Annotated in this window: 13 protein-coding genes; 9 read left to right on the forward strand and 4 right to left on the reverse strand. The window is 54.6% G+C overall.

Translation table 11 applies throughout. The features are described 5' to 3' along the window. Positions 1-10: 10 nt before the first annotated feature. On the reverse strand, positions 11-1534 hold the full coding sequence (locus tag ACZA91_RS10965; protein WP_099532357.1) for a SagB/ThcOx family dehydrogenase: 1524 nt from the start codon (positions 1532-1534) through the stop codon (positions 11-13). Between the two features lie 936 nt (positions 1535-2470). On the opposite strand from ACZA91_RS10965, the gene ACZA91_RS10970 reads away from it, so the two are divergent. Together ACZA91_RS10970 and ACZA91_RS10975 are read left to right on the forward strand one after the other, a co-directional pair. Next, positions 2471-3043 carry a pentapeptide repeat-containing protein gene (locus ACZA91_RS10970; RefSeq protein WP_099532341.1) on the forward strand — a complete coding sequence of 191 codons (573 nt, stop codon included), beginning with the start codon at positions 2471-2473 and terminating at the stop codon, positions 3041-3043. Between the two features lie 86 nt (positions 3044-3129). After that, positions 3130-3624 (forward strand): DUF4168 domain-containing protein, encoded by a 495-nt coding sequence (locus tag ACZA91_RS10975; protein ID WP_190354634.1) that lies wholly within the window; start codon positions 3130-3132, stop codon positions 3622-3624. 227 nt (positions 3625-3851) lie between these two features. Here the strand turns inward: ACZA91_RS10975 and ACZA91_RS10980 are convergent, their stop codons facing one another. Next, the gene (locus ACZA91_RS10980) at positions 3852-5438 is read right to left on the reverse strand and encodes an iron uptake porin (RefSeq protein ID WP_463182342.1); all 1587 of its coding nucleotides are present in this window, start codon (positions 5436-5438) and stop codon (positions 3852-3854) included. Between the two features lie 396 nt (positions 5439-5834). Here ACZA91_RS10980 and urtA point away from each other — a divergent pair, with 396 nt between their 5' ends. From urtA to trmB, 6 genes are all read left to right on the forward strand, one after another. Continuing rightward, positions 5835-7157, forward strand: a complete 1323-nt coding sequence (urtA, locus tag ACZA91_RS10985; protein WP_099532338.1) for an urea ABC transporter substrate-binding protein — start codon at positions 5835-5837, stop codon at positions 7155-7157. A 170-nt stretch (positions 7158-7327) separates the two neighbouring features. Continuing rightward, positions 7328-8476 carry an ABC transporter permease subunit gene (locus ACZA91_RS10990; RefSeq protein WP_463182343.1) on the forward strand — a complete coding sequence of 383 codons (1149 nt, stop codon included), beginning with the start codon at positions 7328-7330 and terminating at the stop codon, positions 8474-8476. A 159-nt stretch (positions 8477-8635) separates the two neighbouring features. Beyond that, positions 8636-9805: an urea ABC transporter permease subunit UrtC gene (urtC, locus tag ACZA91_RS10995; RefSeq protein WP_099532336.1), complete on the forward strand. Its 1170-nt coding sequence runs from the start codon at positions 8636-8638 to the stop codon at positions 9803-9805. Beyond that, on the forward strand, positions 9802-10581 hold the full coding sequence (urtD, locus tag ACZA91_RS11000; RefSeq protein ID WP_099532335.1) for an urea ABC transporter ATP-binding protein UrtD: 780 nt from the start codon (positions 9802-9804) through the stop codon (positions 10579-10581). Before urtC ends, urtD begins: the two co-directional genes overlap by 4 nt. 55 nt (positions 10582-10636) lie before the next feature. Then, positions 10637-11353, forward strand: a complete 717-nt coding sequence (gene urtE / locus ACZA91_RS11005; protein WP_463182344.1) for an urea ABC transporter ATP-binding subunit UrtE — start codon at positions 10637-10639, stop codon at positions 11351-11353. Positions 11354-11514: 161 nt separating this feature from the next. After that, entirely contained in the window at positions 11515-12165 is a 651-nt protein-coding gene (gene trmB / locus ACZA91_RS11010; RefSeq protein WP_393013773.1) for a tRNA (guanosine(46)-N7)-methyltransferase TrmB, read from the forward strand. Positions 12166-12337: 172 nt separating this feature from the next. On the opposite strand, the gene fabF is transcribed toward trmB, so the two are convergent. Further along, positions 12338-13648 carry a beta-ketoacyl-ACP synthase II gene (gene fabF / locus ACZA91_RS11015; RefSeq protein WP_099532332.1) on the reverse strand — a complete coding sequence of 437 codons (1311 nt, stop codon included), beginning with the start codon at positions 13646-13648 and terminating at the stop codon, positions 12338-12340. A 77-nt stretch (positions 13649-13725) separates the two neighbouring features. Beyond that, complete coding sequence (gene acpP / locus ACZA91_RS11020) at positions 13726-13968, reverse strand: acyl carrier protein (RefSeq protein WP_099532356.1); 243 nt, start codon at positions 13966-13968, stop codon at positions 13726-13728. 727 nt (positions 13969-14695) lie between these two features. Here acpP and ACZA91_RS11025 point away from each other — a divergent pair. Continuing rightward, on the forward strand, positions 14696-15679 hold the full coding sequence (locus ACZA91_RS11025) for a CoB--CoM heterodisulfide reductase iron-sulfur subunit B family protein (RefSeq protein ID WP_190527924.1): 984 nt from the start codon (positions 14696-14698) through the stop codon (positions 15677-15679). The last annotated feature ends 47 nt before the right edge of the window (positions 15680-15726 follow it).

Here is a 15726-nt window from a genome sequence, read left to right on the forward strand (position 1 = left end):
CGATCGCCCGCTAGCGACGACGGATTCGACCGAGGGTGGTGATATACAAAACCGCTTCGGCCGGGGGAATGCCCAACACCTCGTTCACTTGGTTGTCAAAGAATCCGGCGATGCCGCTGGCCCCTAACCCCAGGCGGATGGCCGCCAAGTTCAGCCGCTGGCCCAGGTGGCCGCTGTCTAGATGTAAGTAGCGATAGGCGCGATCGCCATAGCGCTCGATCGCCGCGTCTAGGTCTGCCGTTTGGAACACCACCGCCGCCGCATCTCGCCCCAGTTCCTGACCCAAGCAGAGGAAGTGCAACTCTTCTCGGAAATTTTTGAAGCGAATTTGCCGCAACTCGTTGGCCTGGGGAGCGTAGTAGTAGCAACCGGCTTCGAGACCCTCCACATCGGACACCGCCACGAAGCTGTTGATCAAATAGGGGTCGAAATAGTCCGGGTCAGGATCGAGACCCTGATCGGCGTAATCGCGGGGATGGTAGGCGAAGGTCAGGATGCTGGATAGGTCACTGAGGCTGAGGCTGTCACCGCTGTAGGCCCGGGTTGAGCGACGGTGCAAGATGGTGCGCTCCAACTCCTGAAGCTGCTGACCCCAATGGATTGGCGGCGCAGCGATCGGGGCTTTGAGACCAAAGGGCAGATTGTACTTGTCGGCGGCGACCAAGCGGTTGTCCTGGGTGAGCAAGCTCGGATCGATCGCGGCGGATTGGGACGTGATTCGCGTGGCCTGGTGTAGGTAGCGCAGTAGTTGACCATCGGGCAAGTCAGGATAGGCGCGATCGGCCCGGGAGGGCAGGGCGCTGGGGGCGGACAGGTGCGGGCGATCGGGCCCGGTTCCTTCGGTGAGGGCCACCACCGCCGTCACGCCCTCTTGCTCGGGTTCCAGAAACAGCAGCCGTTCCAGTTGCTCATCATCAAAACCACCGATCAGCGTGGCCTGATAGTCCACTAGGGAGCTGGCCAGCGTGGCATTGGCCAACAAATGCCCCGTATCCAGACAAATGCGGCGATAGGCTCGATCGCCATAACGCCAGGCCGAGCGCTGAAAAACCGCTGTGGTGACCAACGCCAGGGAAGCGTCGGTTAACGCAGGGTGCTGAAAGCAGGCCGCTTGCAGGTCGGGCCAAAGGGCGCTGTCCCACACCTGAACCAAACCATGGGTTTTCACTTGGTAGTGATATAACCCCGCCGCCAAGGGGCCATTGCCCGGCGACAACAGATAAACCTCCGCTGGATATAGCCCCCCCGCCGAAGGAGCCGAACGGAGCGCCACGCCCATTTGCGGCAGCCGAGCTGTGATCCCATAGGCGCAATAGAGCAACTTGGACAGTCGCCGCCACCAGGTCGCGATCGGGCTGTCTAAAACATCGATCGCGCTGGGCTTGAGATCCAGCACTGTGCCAAATCGATAGTCCTTGTATAGTTCCGGGCGATCGTCCCAATTCAGCGGTCGAGATTGACGCTCGATCGTTTCAGGATCATACTTAGTGCGCTCGTGATAGTACTGAGCGATAGACAACTCTACCTCGGGCATGGCTTCCAATTGAACGAGGAACGATCGCGCAATCAATATCCAACAACAACGGAGACAAATCAATCCACTCGCGGTAAACATCATCGCCCAATTACACCCCCGATCGTCCCACCACGGGAGCAAGATCAACCATCAGCGCCGTGAGGTACATCTCTCCATTCCGAGTCAAGGGTGTGGCCGCCTGGGAGAATTTTTGAAAATGGCTTAATGATGATTTTTTTAAATCAAATGATAATTATTTTTGATTAATAAATTCGCCCTCTATTCAATGCTGAATTGGCTGCTGATCCCACTTCCATCGCCAGCCCATACAGACGTTCCTGTCCTTGGGAATGTGGCCTTGGCCGATGGCCCCAGTTCGCAATTTGCACCACTACTGGAGCGCGGATCTCCCAGGAAGCCTAGGAGTCTTCAAGGCGATCGAGGGATCATGATGTCTGTAAGATTAATTATTTTTTGGCAATTTTAAATGTGTTTTCCTGGTTTATAATTTTCTCGATTATTTTCTAATGCAACCTCCCGATCGCTGCTGGGATTGCTGGAGAAGCAAATTCACAAACTGACAAAATTGATACCTGATCATGGACTGGAAAGACAGTAACCCCAGAAAATGAATCTAAAAAAAATCTTAGGTCTGCAAAAATATCCGAAAAATTCTGATAGAAAACGGTTGAATTTTAGAAAAATTCTGACTTCTTCCTGAGACCTACAGTCAGCCAATATCCAGCCAATATCCAGCCAATATTAGTTAATTAAGCTTTCGTCGATGGTTTAGGAATGCAGCCCAAAATTTGCCCAGTCAGCAATCACCCCAAGGGTTTACCCCGGCAGTAGAATAAGCTCCCGCCACCACTTTGGGCAGAAATTGAGCAGAAACTGACCTGTCACCGTCGCTCCCGCCGTCGCTCGGGAGCCTGTTGTATCGTCGTCGATGGTATGCAAAAACTGACCGCAGCAGAACTCCAATCTGCATATCAGCAAGGTCAACGCAATTTTCAAAAAAGTGATCTTCAGGGAGTGGATCTGTTTGAAGCCTCGTTACCAGACATTGATCTGCAACAGAGCTGTTTGGTCATGGCCTACCTGCCCTATGCCAACTTGAGCCAAGCGCAACTGGCGAAAGTTCAGGGACAACGGATGGAGTTGGGAAATGCTCAGCTCTATCAGGCCAACTTGGCGGGCGCGAACTTGCAGGAGTCCCAATGTGTGCGCAGCAACTTTCGCTATGCCAACCTGCGATCGGCTGATTTGCGTCATGCCAATCTCTGTGGGGCCGATCTATATAGTGCCGATCTGCGGGAGGCGGATTTGCGAGGGGCCGACTTGACCAGTGCCAACCTGAAGTCAGCGCATTTGGAAGGGGCCAAGCTCCAGCGGGCTAATCTGTTTCGGGCGAAGGATCCAGATCTTTCCCAAGCCTTTTATGACCACACAACCCTGCTCCCCGATGGTTACCGGGCCATGGAAAATGAGCGCCAATCGCCAACCGGTCAGCAGTCTTTGGATTAGTTAGATTAGACAGCGCTCCGGATTGACGGGGAAATTCAACTCGACCCTACAATGGCGGTTGATGCTCGGAAAGAGTGGATGGGGCTATGGCACAAGAACAGCGCAATCGCATTGATGAACAAGCAACGGTGATCCCGAAAGAAGGTCGATCGCCCCGAAAGCTGGGATTGCGTTCTGGGGGCTGGCTGTCTTTGGGGGTATTGGGCTTGGGGATGTTCGGGGCTTGGCAAGCGCAGGCCCAAACCCAGTCGTCGGGAACTGCGGCGATCGCCCAATATGCCGATGCGGTGTTGGCGATCGAGCCGGTGCGCCAGGCCGCGGCGAGCCAACTGAAAACCGTCATGGGCGATCGGCCCCTGCCGGTGGTGATTTGCTCTCAGGGCGATACGGTGAAGTCGCTGTCGCGGGAGGCGCGGGAAATTGCCGTTTCTTTCTGCAACCAAACCAAGGGCATCATTGAGGGAACGGGCCTCTCGATCGCCCAGTTTAATCAAATGACTCAAACCCACGCGATCGATCCTGCCCTGCGCCAACGGATCCAAGAGGAGTTGGTCAAGCTACAGGCTCCGTCGCAGCCCTAACTGTTCGCAGCAAAAGACATCCCGACACAGCAAAAAGCACCCCGGCGTTAGTGATCGCGGGGTGCTCAATTTGGTATCGGATTGAGAAAACGCTTTTAGTTGAGATTTGGCATCAAGGCAACCCATCCATAGAGACCGATTGCCTTGAACCTCCCGGCCTGTCCGGATTGCAACCACACCTGATCACGCCATCGGCAGGCCTGGCAGTGGCGGCAACGAGGCCAGTTCTAGAACTTGAACTCGGTGCGCAGTACGCCCATCACAGCCGTATCACCGTTGTCGTTGGCATCAAACACAGCCACCACACCCGGAGTCAGGTAGATGTTGTCGTTGAGGGCGAACTTGTACATGGCTTCCACCAGAATCGGCGTGTTGTCGTCTTCATCAACGCCGTCGGCATTCACCACCGTCGGCGGTTGACCCACCGTCAGTGCGCCCATGCTGCCTTCCTTGCCCAGGTCGGGGAAGGTGAAGCCCACACCCCAGGTCAGGATGTCGGCATTCGCATCATCGTTGTTCAGGCTGTCGGCCCAGGTGTAGCCAAAGAAGCCATGCATTCCGAAGTGCTCCGAGAAGCGGTATTGGGTTTGGAAGCCAATGTTGTCGCTGTCGAAGGAGTCACCCTTGAACAAGTTGAAGGTGTTCTTCGTGCCCGAGCCGCCCAGGACGTTGAAGGGGCGATCGACCCGAGAGTAGTAGGAGTGGGCGTAAAGCAGACCGGCCGAGAAGCGATCGTTTGAACTGGTGTAGTTCAAGCTGACGCTGGCGCTGTAGCTACCGTCAAACAAACCGCGACCCTCATCGGGGCTGGCGGAGTTGCCGGCCGAGTAGAGCGCGGCCACCGTGAAGTTATCGCTAGCCCGCCAACGAATCCCGGCACCACCGTAGGTGGGCTGGCGATAGATCGGGTTCAAGTCGGCAAAAGCGCTAATGGCTCCATTCCCGCCGCCATAGAGGGGGGTGTGAACCGGGTGGGCATCTTCGAGCAGCAAATCTTGACCCACGATCGCCGTGGCGCGATCGCTCAGGGGGAACTCATAGGCCAAGAAGGTCAGGCGGAAGTTCGTATCGGAACCGTTGCCATAGCTGAGGTTAGTTAGCCCCGTCACATCGTTCAGCGGGCTGCGAACGCTGTTGGATTCCAAACGGGTGAACAGCTTGTCCTTGCCGGTGAAGCTCGTGACCAACAGCAACCGCGTCCGTTGGCTGAAGGTGACGTTTTCTGCGCCGCTATCGTCGCTGTCGTCGCCCGTGAGCGTGCCACCCTGCATTCCGAAGATCACTTGACCGGACAGCTTGGTGGTGGTTGAAAACTGGTTGGCTTCCAGTTCCGAGGTGCGTGCTTCCAGGGAATCAACCCGGCCGCGCAGGGCTGCCAACTCAGCGGCAAATTCTTCTTGCAGCTTTTGCAGCTTCCGCAAATCTTCCTTGGTGGCCAGCGGGTCGGTGGCGGCCTTGATCAGGTCATTGATCCGATCGAGGCAAGCATTCAAACCAGCGGCGAACTCGTAGCGGCTGAGGGGGCGGTTGCCCTTGAACGTGCCATCGGGATAACCCGCAATACAGCCGTAGCGCTCCACCAGGGACTGCAATGCCTGGAATGCCCAATCGGTGGGCTGTACATCCGACAGTTGCGAAACGGAAGTGACTTGATCCAGCGCCATTTCCGAGTCGATCGACCCGAGCAGCGTCGCTTCCGTGGAGGCGTTTACCCCAACCGGACTTTCAGCAGCTGCGCGATCGGCCGTGCCCAACATTGCCCCACCCGAAATGGCCAAGGCGGCCATCAGGATTCCATAGCGACTTTTCAACACGATCTATCCTCACACCAAAACTTTAGGAAATCCTCGCTCAGCTCATCACCCTTGCAAGCAACGGCAAACAAGCTGATCCTGATAGTAAATAATCAGTAAGGATTTAGTTAAGTATCGGTTATAACGTTTTTTTTAAAACAGCACAATATCCAAATTATCGAATGGCAACAATCAGAATCCGTAATGATGGCCACCGTTGAAACTCACCCCCCTCAGGACTTTCAGAAAAACAGGAAAAAAAAATTCTGTATCTTCAGATACAACGACCTATATTTCAGCGCCCTAGGATGACGCTAAAATCGGGACAAGCCAGGGCTTTTTTGAGTCCTTTATCCAGGCAATAAGCGGGGTTTGTAACTGATTTTTACGCAAAGCTGAGGAGTGTAAAACAATACAATGTCCGGTCAATTTAATCGCCGTAAATTTCTGTTTTACGGCTCCGCTGCCCTGAGTGCCAGTGTTTTACTCAAGGCCTGTGGCCAAGCCCCGGAAAGCGCTCCATCGCCGGGCAGCCCTAGCCCCGGGGCTAGCCCCGCCGGATCCCCTGCTGCTAGTGGTGACACGATCAAAGTCGGTGTTCTGCATTCCCAGAGCGGCACGATGGCGATCAGTGAAAAGAGCGTGATTGATGCTGAACTGCTGGCGATCGAAGAGATCAACAAGGCCGGCGGTGTCCTGGGCAAGCAAATCGAGCCGGTTGTGGAAGATGGAGCCTCTGATTGGCCCACCTTCGCAGAAAAGGCGAAGAAGCTGATTGACCAAGACAAGGTGGTCACCATTTTTGGCTGCTGGACTTCTGCCAGTCGCAAGGCAGTGCTGCCGGTCTTCGAGGAGAAGAAGCACATGCTTTGGTATCCCGTGCAGTATGAGGGGCAGGAATGTTCCCAAAACATCTTCTACACGGGCGCTGCGCCGAACCAACAGATTGAACCGGCCGTTGAGTGGCTGTTCAAAAACAAAGGTAAAGAATTCTTCCTGGTCGGTTCTGACTACGTTTTCCCGAGAACTGCCAACACGATCATCAAAGCCCAAGTGGAAAAGCTGGGCGGCAAAGTTGTTGGTGAGGATTACATTCCCCTGGGCGGCACGGAAGTTACGCCCATCATCACCAAGATTCGCAGCGCTCTACCCAACGGTGGCGTAATCTTCAACTCCTTGAATGGTGACAGCAATGTTGCGTTCTTCAAGCAGTTGCAAGGGGCTGGTTTGGGCCCTGACAAATATCCTTCAATGTCCGTGAGTATTGCGGAAGAAGAAGTGAAAGCGATCGGGGTGGAATACCTAGAAGGCCACTACGCCGCCTGGAACTATTTCATGTCGGTGGATTCTCCGGCGAACAAGAAGTTCGTGGACGCATTCAAGGCTAAATATGGCCCCGATCGCGTTACGAATGACCCCATGGAAGCGGCCTACATTGCCGTTTATCTGTGGAAGCAAGCCGTCGAAAAGGCGAAGACCGCCGATGACCTGGAAAAAGTGCGGGCGGCTGCCTATGGTCAAACCTTCGATGCCCCAGAAGGCATGGTGACCATGAACGCTAACCATCACCTGTCGAAGGTGGTGCGGATTGGCGAAATTGAAAAGAGCGGTCAATTCAAGGTCGTGTTTTCAACGGATAAGGCGATCGAGCCGGTGCCCTGGAACCAATTTGTGGCTGAAACTAAGGGCTTCGCTTGCGACTGGTCGGATCCGAAGAAGGGCGGCAAGTACAAGATCTAAGCCATTTGATCTTTGTAACCCTGATGATGCTTGGCGGGCAATAGCCACTGCATAGGCATCGGTTCTACAGCAGCCAAGGGGCAGTCGGCCAAGTCGTCACTGCCCCTTTGTTGTTGAAGGGCTATGGTAATGAGGTTTATTTCACCCGCACACTCAACCCAGTTCTTGAGATGCTTGATGCCATTTTTAGCGGAATTAGCATTGGCTCTGTGTTGCTCATTGCAGCATTAGGCCTGGCAATTGTGTTTGGGCTAATGGGTGTGATTAATATGGCCCACGGCGAGCTGATGATGCTCGGAGCCTACACAACGTTTTTGGTTCAGAATCTGTTCAAATCCTTCGGAGAGGGGGCGTTTGAAATTTATATTTTCCCAGCGCTGATTGCTGCTTTTATTGTGACAGCGATCGCGGGGGTAATTTTGGAGCGGGGGGTGGTGCGATTTCTCTACGGTCGCCCTCTGGAAACCCTGTTGGCCACCTGGGGGGTGAGCCTGATGTTGCAGCAGTTTGTGCGCAGCATTAATTGGGTGATGGCGATCGGGCTGGTGCTGTTTTGTGCCCTCTTTTTTGGGGCTTGGGGGCTGTTGGGTAAACGCGCCAATTGGGTGGCCATCAAAACCCAGGCCCTGAGCATTTTGTTGCCGGTTTCAGCGGGGATTTCGCTCGCCGTGGGCAGCCTGTTAGCTCAACAATTTAAGTTAACGGTCACCAAGCCCTGGTTCGGGGCCCAAAACGTGGACGTGACGGCTCCCCGGTGGTTGCGGGGCGGGATTCCGATCGGGGATTCGCAATTACCTTCCACCCGATTGTTCATCATTGCCCTAACGATTCTTTGCCTCTTTGGCCTGTATTGGTTCCTGAATCGATCGCTCTGGGGCCTGCGCATTCGTGCCGTTACCCAAAATCGCAGCATGAGTGCCTGCTTGGGCATTGCCACCAACACCGTCGATTCCTTGACCTTTGCCCTCGGTTCCGGGCTGGCGGGAATTGCGGGCAGCGCGATCGCCCTGTTGGGTTCCGTGGGGCCCAACACCGGTCAAAACTACATCGTTGATACCTTCATGGTGGTGGTGGTGGGTGGTGTTGGCAAACTGGTTGGCTCGATCGTCGCCGCGTTGGCCATTGGTACTGCGAGTTTCCTGATTGGTTCCGGAACCCTGGCCGCTGTGTTTGAGAAGATTCCCCCCCTTGCGGAGTTCTTCAACTTCTTTGCCACCGCCAGCATGGCTAAGGTGATGGTTTTTGCCGCCATCATCGTCTTTTTGCAAGTGCGTCCAGGCGGTCTTTTCCCCCAAAAGGGACGGACGGTCGAGTCCTAAACAGCAATCTGGGAAATGTTTTGCGGCTTATCCATTTCTCCAGATTGTGCGTTTTGCCAGCTTTGATTCTTTAGTTTCGATTCTTCAGTTTCGATTCTCAAATTCCAATTCGAGAATTGCAGCAATTGCTAACGACAATCCTCATTGCGGGATGTGAGTATGGGATCTTTACCTTCAACCCGAAAACAGCGATCAATTCCCCTCAGTTCGGAGGATTGGGCAGCCATTGTTCTCCTCATTGTGGCGCTTTTGATTCCACTGTTGCTGTCGGATTTTCGCCTGAACCTTCTGGGTCGCTATCTGTCCCTGGCGATCGTGGCCTTGGGTATTGACCTGATCTGGGGCTATACGGGTCTGTTGAGCTTGGGGCATGGGGTGTTTTTTACCCTGGGTGGCTATGCCTTGGCCATGCACCTGAAGCTAGTACAAATTCCGCCCGATGCCACGGTGAAATTGCCAGAGTTTATGTCCCTGTATGGGGTGACGGAACTGCCTTGGTTTTGGCAACCGTTCTATAACTTTCCGGTAACCTTGGTTGGCATGGTTGCCGTTCCCATGGTTGCCGCTAGTATTCTGGGCTATTTGGTGTTTCGGAACCGAATTCGAGGCGTTTATTTCTCCATTCTGACCCAGGCGGCGACCATTGTTTTCTTCAACTTTTTCAATGGTCAGCAAAAATTAATTAACGGTACCAATGGGTTGACCAACTTTGGGCAATTTCTGGGCTTTGATATTTCATCCCCAGGAACCCAAAAAATCATCTATTTCATCACAGTTGGTGGATTGGTGGTTGCCTATTTGGTTTGTCGTTGGCTCATTTCTGGCCGCTTTGGGCGACTCCTGATCGCCATTCGGGACGATGAACCTCGGGTGCGTTTTTCTGGCTATAACCCCACGGGTTTTAAGGTGGTGGTGTTTGCGGTTTCTGCGGCCCTGGCGGGGTTGGCAGGGGCATTATTTACCCTGCAATCGGGAATTGTGTCGCCCAAAACCATGGATATTCCCTTCTCGATCGAGATGGTGATTTGGGTGGCCGTTGGCGGGCGTGCCACGCTCCTGGGCGCAATAGTGGGAGCGGTGTTGGTGAACTTTGCCAAAAGCCTTTTGAGTGAACAATTCTCAGCAATTTGGCTCTTTTTCCAAGGGGGCTTGTTCCTTTTGGTGGTGATGGTGTTGCCCGACGGTATTGTTGGTTGGCTCAAGACCTCTGGCATGGATTTAATCAATCGACTGATCGGTCGATCGCCCCAGCCGGTTGCTACCTATCCCAGCTTGGAAACCGATCCCGAAGTTCAATTTGAGCGCGAAGAATTGCAGGATAAATCATGACCCATTCTTTGGATCTGCCGACGGCGGCGGCTCAGCCAATCCTCGCCATTCAAAACCTGACCGTCAACTTTGATGGATTCAAGGCCCTGAATAACCTAACCTTCAGCATGGCCCCCGGCGAATTGCGGGTGGTGATTGGGCCCAACGGTGCAGGAAAAACCACGTTTTTGGACACAATCACGGGCAAGGTCAAGCCCACCCAAGGGGATGTGTTGTTTAAGGGCCGCAGTCTCAAAGGGCGCAGTGAATACGAAATTGCGCGCTTGGGTATTGGTCGCAAATTCCAAACGCCTCGGGTTTATCAAAACTTGACCGTGGCCCAAAATTTGGAACTGTCGGGCAATCCCCAAAAAGGCGTGCTCCATAGTTTGTTTCGGAAACCCCTGCGATCGGAACGACAGTCCGTTGCCCAGCTCTTGGAAACCCTAGGACTCACCAGCAAAGCCCAATTACCGGCGGCCCTGCTCTCCCATGGGGAAAAACAACGGCTAGAAATTGGCATGTTGGTTGCTCAATCGCCCGATCTTTTGTTGGTGGATGAACCGGCGGCCGGTTTAACCGACGAAGAAACCTACCAACTGGGAGAATTATTGATTTCTTTGGCGGAAGTTCATTCGATCATTGTGATTGAGCATGATATGGAATTTGTGCGGCAAATTGCCCGTACAGTGACGGTTTTACATGAGGGATCATTGCTGTTTGAAGGCACGATGGATGAAGTGCAAAGCGATGAACGGGTGATTGAAGTCTATTTGGGCAAAGAAGACGAGGACTAGGGATCTGGCAATTGCCCCTAGAAAAGACCCAAGTAATTGAGATGGAGGACTGGGGATGTTGAAGGTTTCGGGCTTGAATGTTTATTACGGTGAAAGTCATATTCTGCGCGACGTGGATATGACCGTGCGCGAAGGGGAAATGACTTGCTTAATTGGTCGGAATGGGGTGGGAAAAACAACACTCTTGAAAACCATTGTGGGACTGCTGCCGCCTCGGAGCGGTGCGATCTCCCTGGCTGATTCTCCGATCGCCCATTTGTCTCCCGATCGCCGAGCAAAGTTGGGCATTGGCTATGTGCCCCAAGGTCGCGATATCATTCCCCGGCTGACGGTGCGGGAAAACCTGCTGTTGGGTTTGGAAGCTTGCCGAGGAACCGATCGCGCCGGAGCAAACGCCAAAGACTTAACGGTTCCTGAAGAAATTTTTGATCTATTTCCGGTGTTGAAAACCATGCTGAATCGGATGGGGGGCGACCTGTCCGGCGGTCAACAACAGCAACTGGCGATCGGGCGGGCTTTGATGGGCAAACCGAAACTTTTGGTGCTGGATGAACCCACGGAAGGAATTCAACCTTCGATCGTGTTGCAGATTGAAGAAGCGGTGCAACATATCATTCGATCAACCGGCATTGCGGTGTTGCTAGTGGAACAGCACTTGCACTTTGTGCGCAAGGCTAATCACTACTACGCCATGCAAAAAGGTTCAATGGTGGCCTCCGGTGACACGAGCGAACTCAGCAACGAAACCATCCAACAATTCCTGGCGGTTTAGGGAATTGGTGTAGGGCGTGAATGCCGGATTTCGCCAGTCCCATTGCGTTCCCATTGCGCTCTCATCGCGTTCTTATTGCGGGGACTTCCCTCAACTTTCCAAAATCTTGCTCCCGATCGCGATCGCATTCAATTGAAGCGGTAGGATCGGGAGGTTTTGAGTTGAGGAAACCTCCCGTGGCCTTGGTGCGTGTTCGTGAGCATGTCAATCCCCTCAGTCGCCATTATGATCGGGCGATCGAACCCCCCAATTGGTCGCAACTGTTTCGCCAACTCGATCGGCCCCTTCATCTCGATATTGGCTGTGCGAAGGGGCATTTCATCTTAGCCATGGGGGCCCAAGAGCCAACCTGGAACTTTTTGGGCCTCGAAATTCGCGAACCCTTGGTGCATCAAGCCAACCGCTGGGCCGAAGAACGCGGCCTCGAAAATGTGCGGTATTTGCCTTGTAATGCCAATCGCTCAATCCGTCCTCTGTTGGCATCCTTGCCCCCAGGAATTGTGCAGCGGGTAACGATTCAATTTCCCGATCCTTGGTTCAAAAAACGCCACCAAAAGCGCCGGGTCGTGCAACCCAGCTTGGTCAAGGATTTGGCGGAGTTTTTACCCTTGGGGGCACAGGTTTTTGTGCAATCAGACATCGAAGAAGTGGCGATCGAAATGCGCGATCGCTTCTGTGAACATGCGGCTTTTCGGCTCACCCATTCCCTTCCTTGGTTGACGCAAAATCCGTTACCGATTCCCACCGAACGGGAAAAATCGGTTTTGGATCAAGGCTTACCGGTTTATCGGGCCTTGTTCGATCGCATTTGATGGCGAAATCTAGCAATTCACCGAATCGATCGAATTAATTTCACCGAATTAATTCCACCAAACCAATAGGGGCAGGTTCCCAGAACCCACCCCTACGGATTGCACCGAACTGAGCGCCAAATTCAGTTTGAACTCCCTTGCATTCCAGTCGATCGCGATGCTAGGAAAAATCCTAGCCGCGATATTTACGGAAGGCGAGCGTCACGTTGTGACCACCAAAGCCAAAGGAATTTGACAGGGCCACTTCCACCGGCATTTCCCTTGCTTGATTGGGCACATAGTCCAAATCGCAAGCGGGGTCAGGATCATCCAGGTTAATGGTCGGCGGAACCTTGTTATGGACGATCGCCATAACCGTCGCCACTGCTTCAATTCCACCGGAGCCACCCAGGAGGTGGCCAGTCATGGACTTGGTAGAGCTAATGGCCACCTTGGAAGCCACGTCCTCACCCAAAGCCGCTTTGATGGCCGCTGTTTCCGTGGAATCGTTGGCAGGGGTGCTGGTTCCGTGGGCGTTGATGTAGTTCACTTGGTTGGGAGTGATGCCTGCATCCTTCATGGCCAAGCGAATGGCTCGGGCTGCGCCTTCCCCGCCGGGAACTGGAGCCGTCATGTGGTACGCATCGCAGGTCATCCCGTAGCCGATGATTTCCGCGTAAATTTTGGCTCCCCGGCTGAGGGCGTGATCCAGTTCTTCAAGCAACAGAATCCCGGCTCCTTCGCCCATGACGAAGCCGTCACGTCCTTGGTCAAAGGGACGGCTGGCACGGGTGGGATCATCGTTGCGGGTGGACATGGCCTTCATGGCTGCGAAGCCGGCCATCCCCAGCGGTGTGATGGCTGCTTCTGAGCCGCCGCACACGATCGCCTGGGCATAGCCTCGCTGCACGAGTCGGAACGCATCCCCGATCGAGTTGGATCCCGCCGCGCAAGCTGTCACCGTGCAAGAGTTTGGCCCCTTGGCCCCCAGTTGGATTGCCGTCAGACCAGCGGCCATATTGGCAATCATGGTGGGAATCATGAAGGGGCTGCATCGATCGGGCCCACGATGGAGTAGCACTTCCACCTGGTCTTCGAGAACCTTCAGTCCCCCAATGCCGGTTCCGATTAACACCCCAACCTGCTCAGCGTTCAGGTCGTTGATCACGAACTGGGCATCTGCAACGGCTTGCTTACTGGCACAAACCGCGATTTGCGTGAACCGATCCATCCGCTTGGCATCTTTGCGATCGATGTATTGCAGCGGATCAAAGTCCTTCAGTTCGCCGGCAATTCGGCAGTCGTGGCGTGAGGCATCAAACAGCGTAACCGGCCCAATGCCGTTACGCCCCGCCATTAGCCCATCCCAATATTCACTGAGGGTGTTGCCAATGGGGGTAATTGCGCCCAGACCGGTGACGACAACGCGCCGACGGGGTTCGTCAGCGGGGGCCGCACCGGCAGCGCTTGCCACAGGGGTGTCAACGCGGTTGGAACTGGTCATGGTGATAACAGTCTGGAGGTCTGCAAACCCAGCACGAGAGGTCTACGAGCCGTCAGTGGGCGATCGGGCTGCAATAACTAAGATTGTTGAGCGAGGATATAGTCAACCGCTTCTTGCACGGTGGTGATTTTCTCAGCCGCTTCGTCAGGAATTTCGATATCAAATTCTTCTTCGAGGGCCATGACTAACTCAACGGTGTCCAGGGAGTCTGCACCCAGGTCGTTGCTAAAGCTAGCTTCCGGTACGACCTTTTCATCCTCAACGCTGAGCTGATCGGCTACGATTTTTTTAACTTTTTCGAAAATTAGAGCTGACATGATGACTCCTATTGGACAGCCCCCCAAGCCGCCCAGGTTCTAGTCTGACGGGGTGAGGGTTATCGTCGCACAACGGGGGTGCAATGATCGATCCGACAACAGATCTGAGCTATTGAAAACTCTGAAAATGCTGCGATCGAGAAGGTGAGCGGGCGGGCCTTGCATCCGGCTCAGTCGGCTTGCGTCTGAATAGACCGCAGCGAGGCAGTCGGCTGGCTCGAAGATGACGATAACCAGGCCGCGACCAAGGGGCATCGAGACGGGTCACCGATGAGGGCGCATCTAAGCATTCCTTCATCTTATCGGAAAGCGGCCGTTGCGGGTGAGATTCTACGGGCGATTGCTCCCCGCAGCCCAATGCGAAGCGGTGGGCGGTTTGGGTTGACTTGGCGGGGCAGAAATTCTGGGGTGGGATCAAGGTACAGATACTGGAACCAAGCAACTGGCTCAGAATGGAACAGAATCCAAAAGATTTGCCCTAAACCCCAGTCGCGCCCTTTAAACTCAGAACCATCAACGCCATGACAGCGCCATGACTGAGTTGCCATGACTGAGTTGCCATGCCTTAGTTGCCACGATTCGGCTGCCGCGATTCGGTTGTCATGTGTTGTCACGTAATCGATGGCTCATGATTCGGCAGTGGCCACGATCGGCAATGACGCGACTGGCAATGACGCGACTGGCAATGAAGTGATTGGGCGTTTGATTAACCCTTGGGAGTAATTTAACGATGGTTGTTGCCCAAAGTGGAACACCGACGACATCGCGATCGACCGGTTCTTTTCCCGATCGCCAGCCGCTACAGGGTCGATCGGGCAAGCTGAAATATGCCTATTACCCGGGCTGTGTAGCCAAGGGGGCCTGTGGCGAGTTGCACCAATCCACCACCGCGATCGCCCGTGTTTTAGGCATTGAACTGGTGGAATTGACGGCGGCCGCCTGTTGTGGGTCAGGCACGTTCAAGGAAGAATCCCAACTGCTTGAAGATACGGTCAATGCTCGCAACATTGCCCTAGCTGAGGCCTTGGATTTACCGATGCTGACCCATTGCAGCACCTGCCAAGGGGTGATTGGCCATGTGGATGAGCGACTCAAAACCGCCCGCGATCGACAACCGGACTATTTCCAACAGGTTAATGGCCTGCTGTCGGATCAGGGTTGCCTGCCCTACCGAGGTTCCACGGAGGTGAAGCATTTGCTCTGGGCCCTGGTGGCCGACTATGGCATTGAAGCGATCGCCCAGCGGGTGACTCGCCAACTGGCCGGCCTCAACTGCGCCGCCTTTTATGGTTGCTATTTGCTGCGGGCCCAGTCGTTCAATCGTTACGACAACGCCGACAACCCCCGATCGATGGAGCAAATTTTTGCGGCCTTGGGCGCTGGGGCGATCGACTACCGTGGGCGCACCCAATGCTGCGGTTGGCCCCTGGCCAGCTATGCCACTGAGGCCTCCTTCCAGTTGGCGGGAACCCACCTTGCCGAGGCGATCGCAGCGGGGGCCGACTGCCTGGTCACGCCCTGTCCCCTTTGTCATCTCAACCTCGATTCCCGACAACCGGAAGTGGCAAAAGTGACCGGGCGATCGCTCAACATCCCGGTGCTGCATCTGCCGCAACTGATTGGCCTGGCATTGGGCCTGGCCCCGCGCGATTTAGGCCTCGATCGCCACATTGTTTCCACGCGCCCAGTGCTCCAAAAGCTGGGTCTGGCTTAGGCATCAGCCCCCGGCGACGGGCGATCGACCCCGACGGGAACCGGCCC

It is taken from the genome of Limnothrix sp. CMB-01 (assembly GCF_055193175.1).

What these genes read in the sequence shown, in the direction of transcription:
- ACZA91_RS10965 (WP_099532357.1), bottom strand. Translation starts at nt 1,534, where the DNA reads ATGCCCGAGGTAGAGTTGTCTATCGCTCAGTACTATCACGAGCGCACT.
- urtE (WP_463182344.1), top strand. Translation starts at nt 10,637, where the DNA reads ATGTTGAAGGTTTCGGGCTTGAATGTTTATTACGGTGAAAGTCATATT.
- ACZA91_RS10970 (WP_099532341.1), top strand. Translation starts at nt 2,471, where the DNA reads ATGCAAAAACTGACCGCAGCAGAACTCCAATCTGCATATCAGCAAGGT.
- ACZA91_RS10975 (WP_190354634.1), top strand. Translation starts at nt 3,130, where the DNA reads ATGGCACAAGAACAGCGCAATCGCATTGATGAACAAGCAACGGTGATC.
- ACZA91_RS11025 (WP_190527924.1), top strand. Translation starts at nt 14,696, where the DNA reads ATGGTTGTTGCCCAAAGTGGAACACCGACGACATCGCGATCGACCGGT.
- urtC (WP_099532336.1), top strand. Translation starts at nt 8,636, where the DNA reads ATGGGATCTTTACCTTCAACCCGAAAACAGCGATCAATTCCCCTCAGT.
- urtD (WP_099532335.1), top strand. Translation starts at nt 9,802, where the DNA reads ATGACCCATTCTTTGGATCTGCCGACGGCGGCGGCTCAGCCAATCCTC.
- ACZA91_RS10990 (WP_463182343.1), top strand. Translation starts at nt 7,328, where the DNA reads ATGCTTGATGCCATTTTTAGCGGAATTAGCATTGGCTCTGTGTTGCTC.
- urtA (WP_099532338.1), top strand. Translation starts at nt 5,835, where the DNA reads ATGTCCGGTCAATTTAATCGCCGTAAATTTCTGTTTTACGGCTCCGCT.
- fabF (WP_099532332.1), bottom strand. Translation starts at nt 13,648, where the DNA reads ATGACCAGTTCCAACCGCGTTGACACCCCTGTGGCAAGCGCTGCCGGT.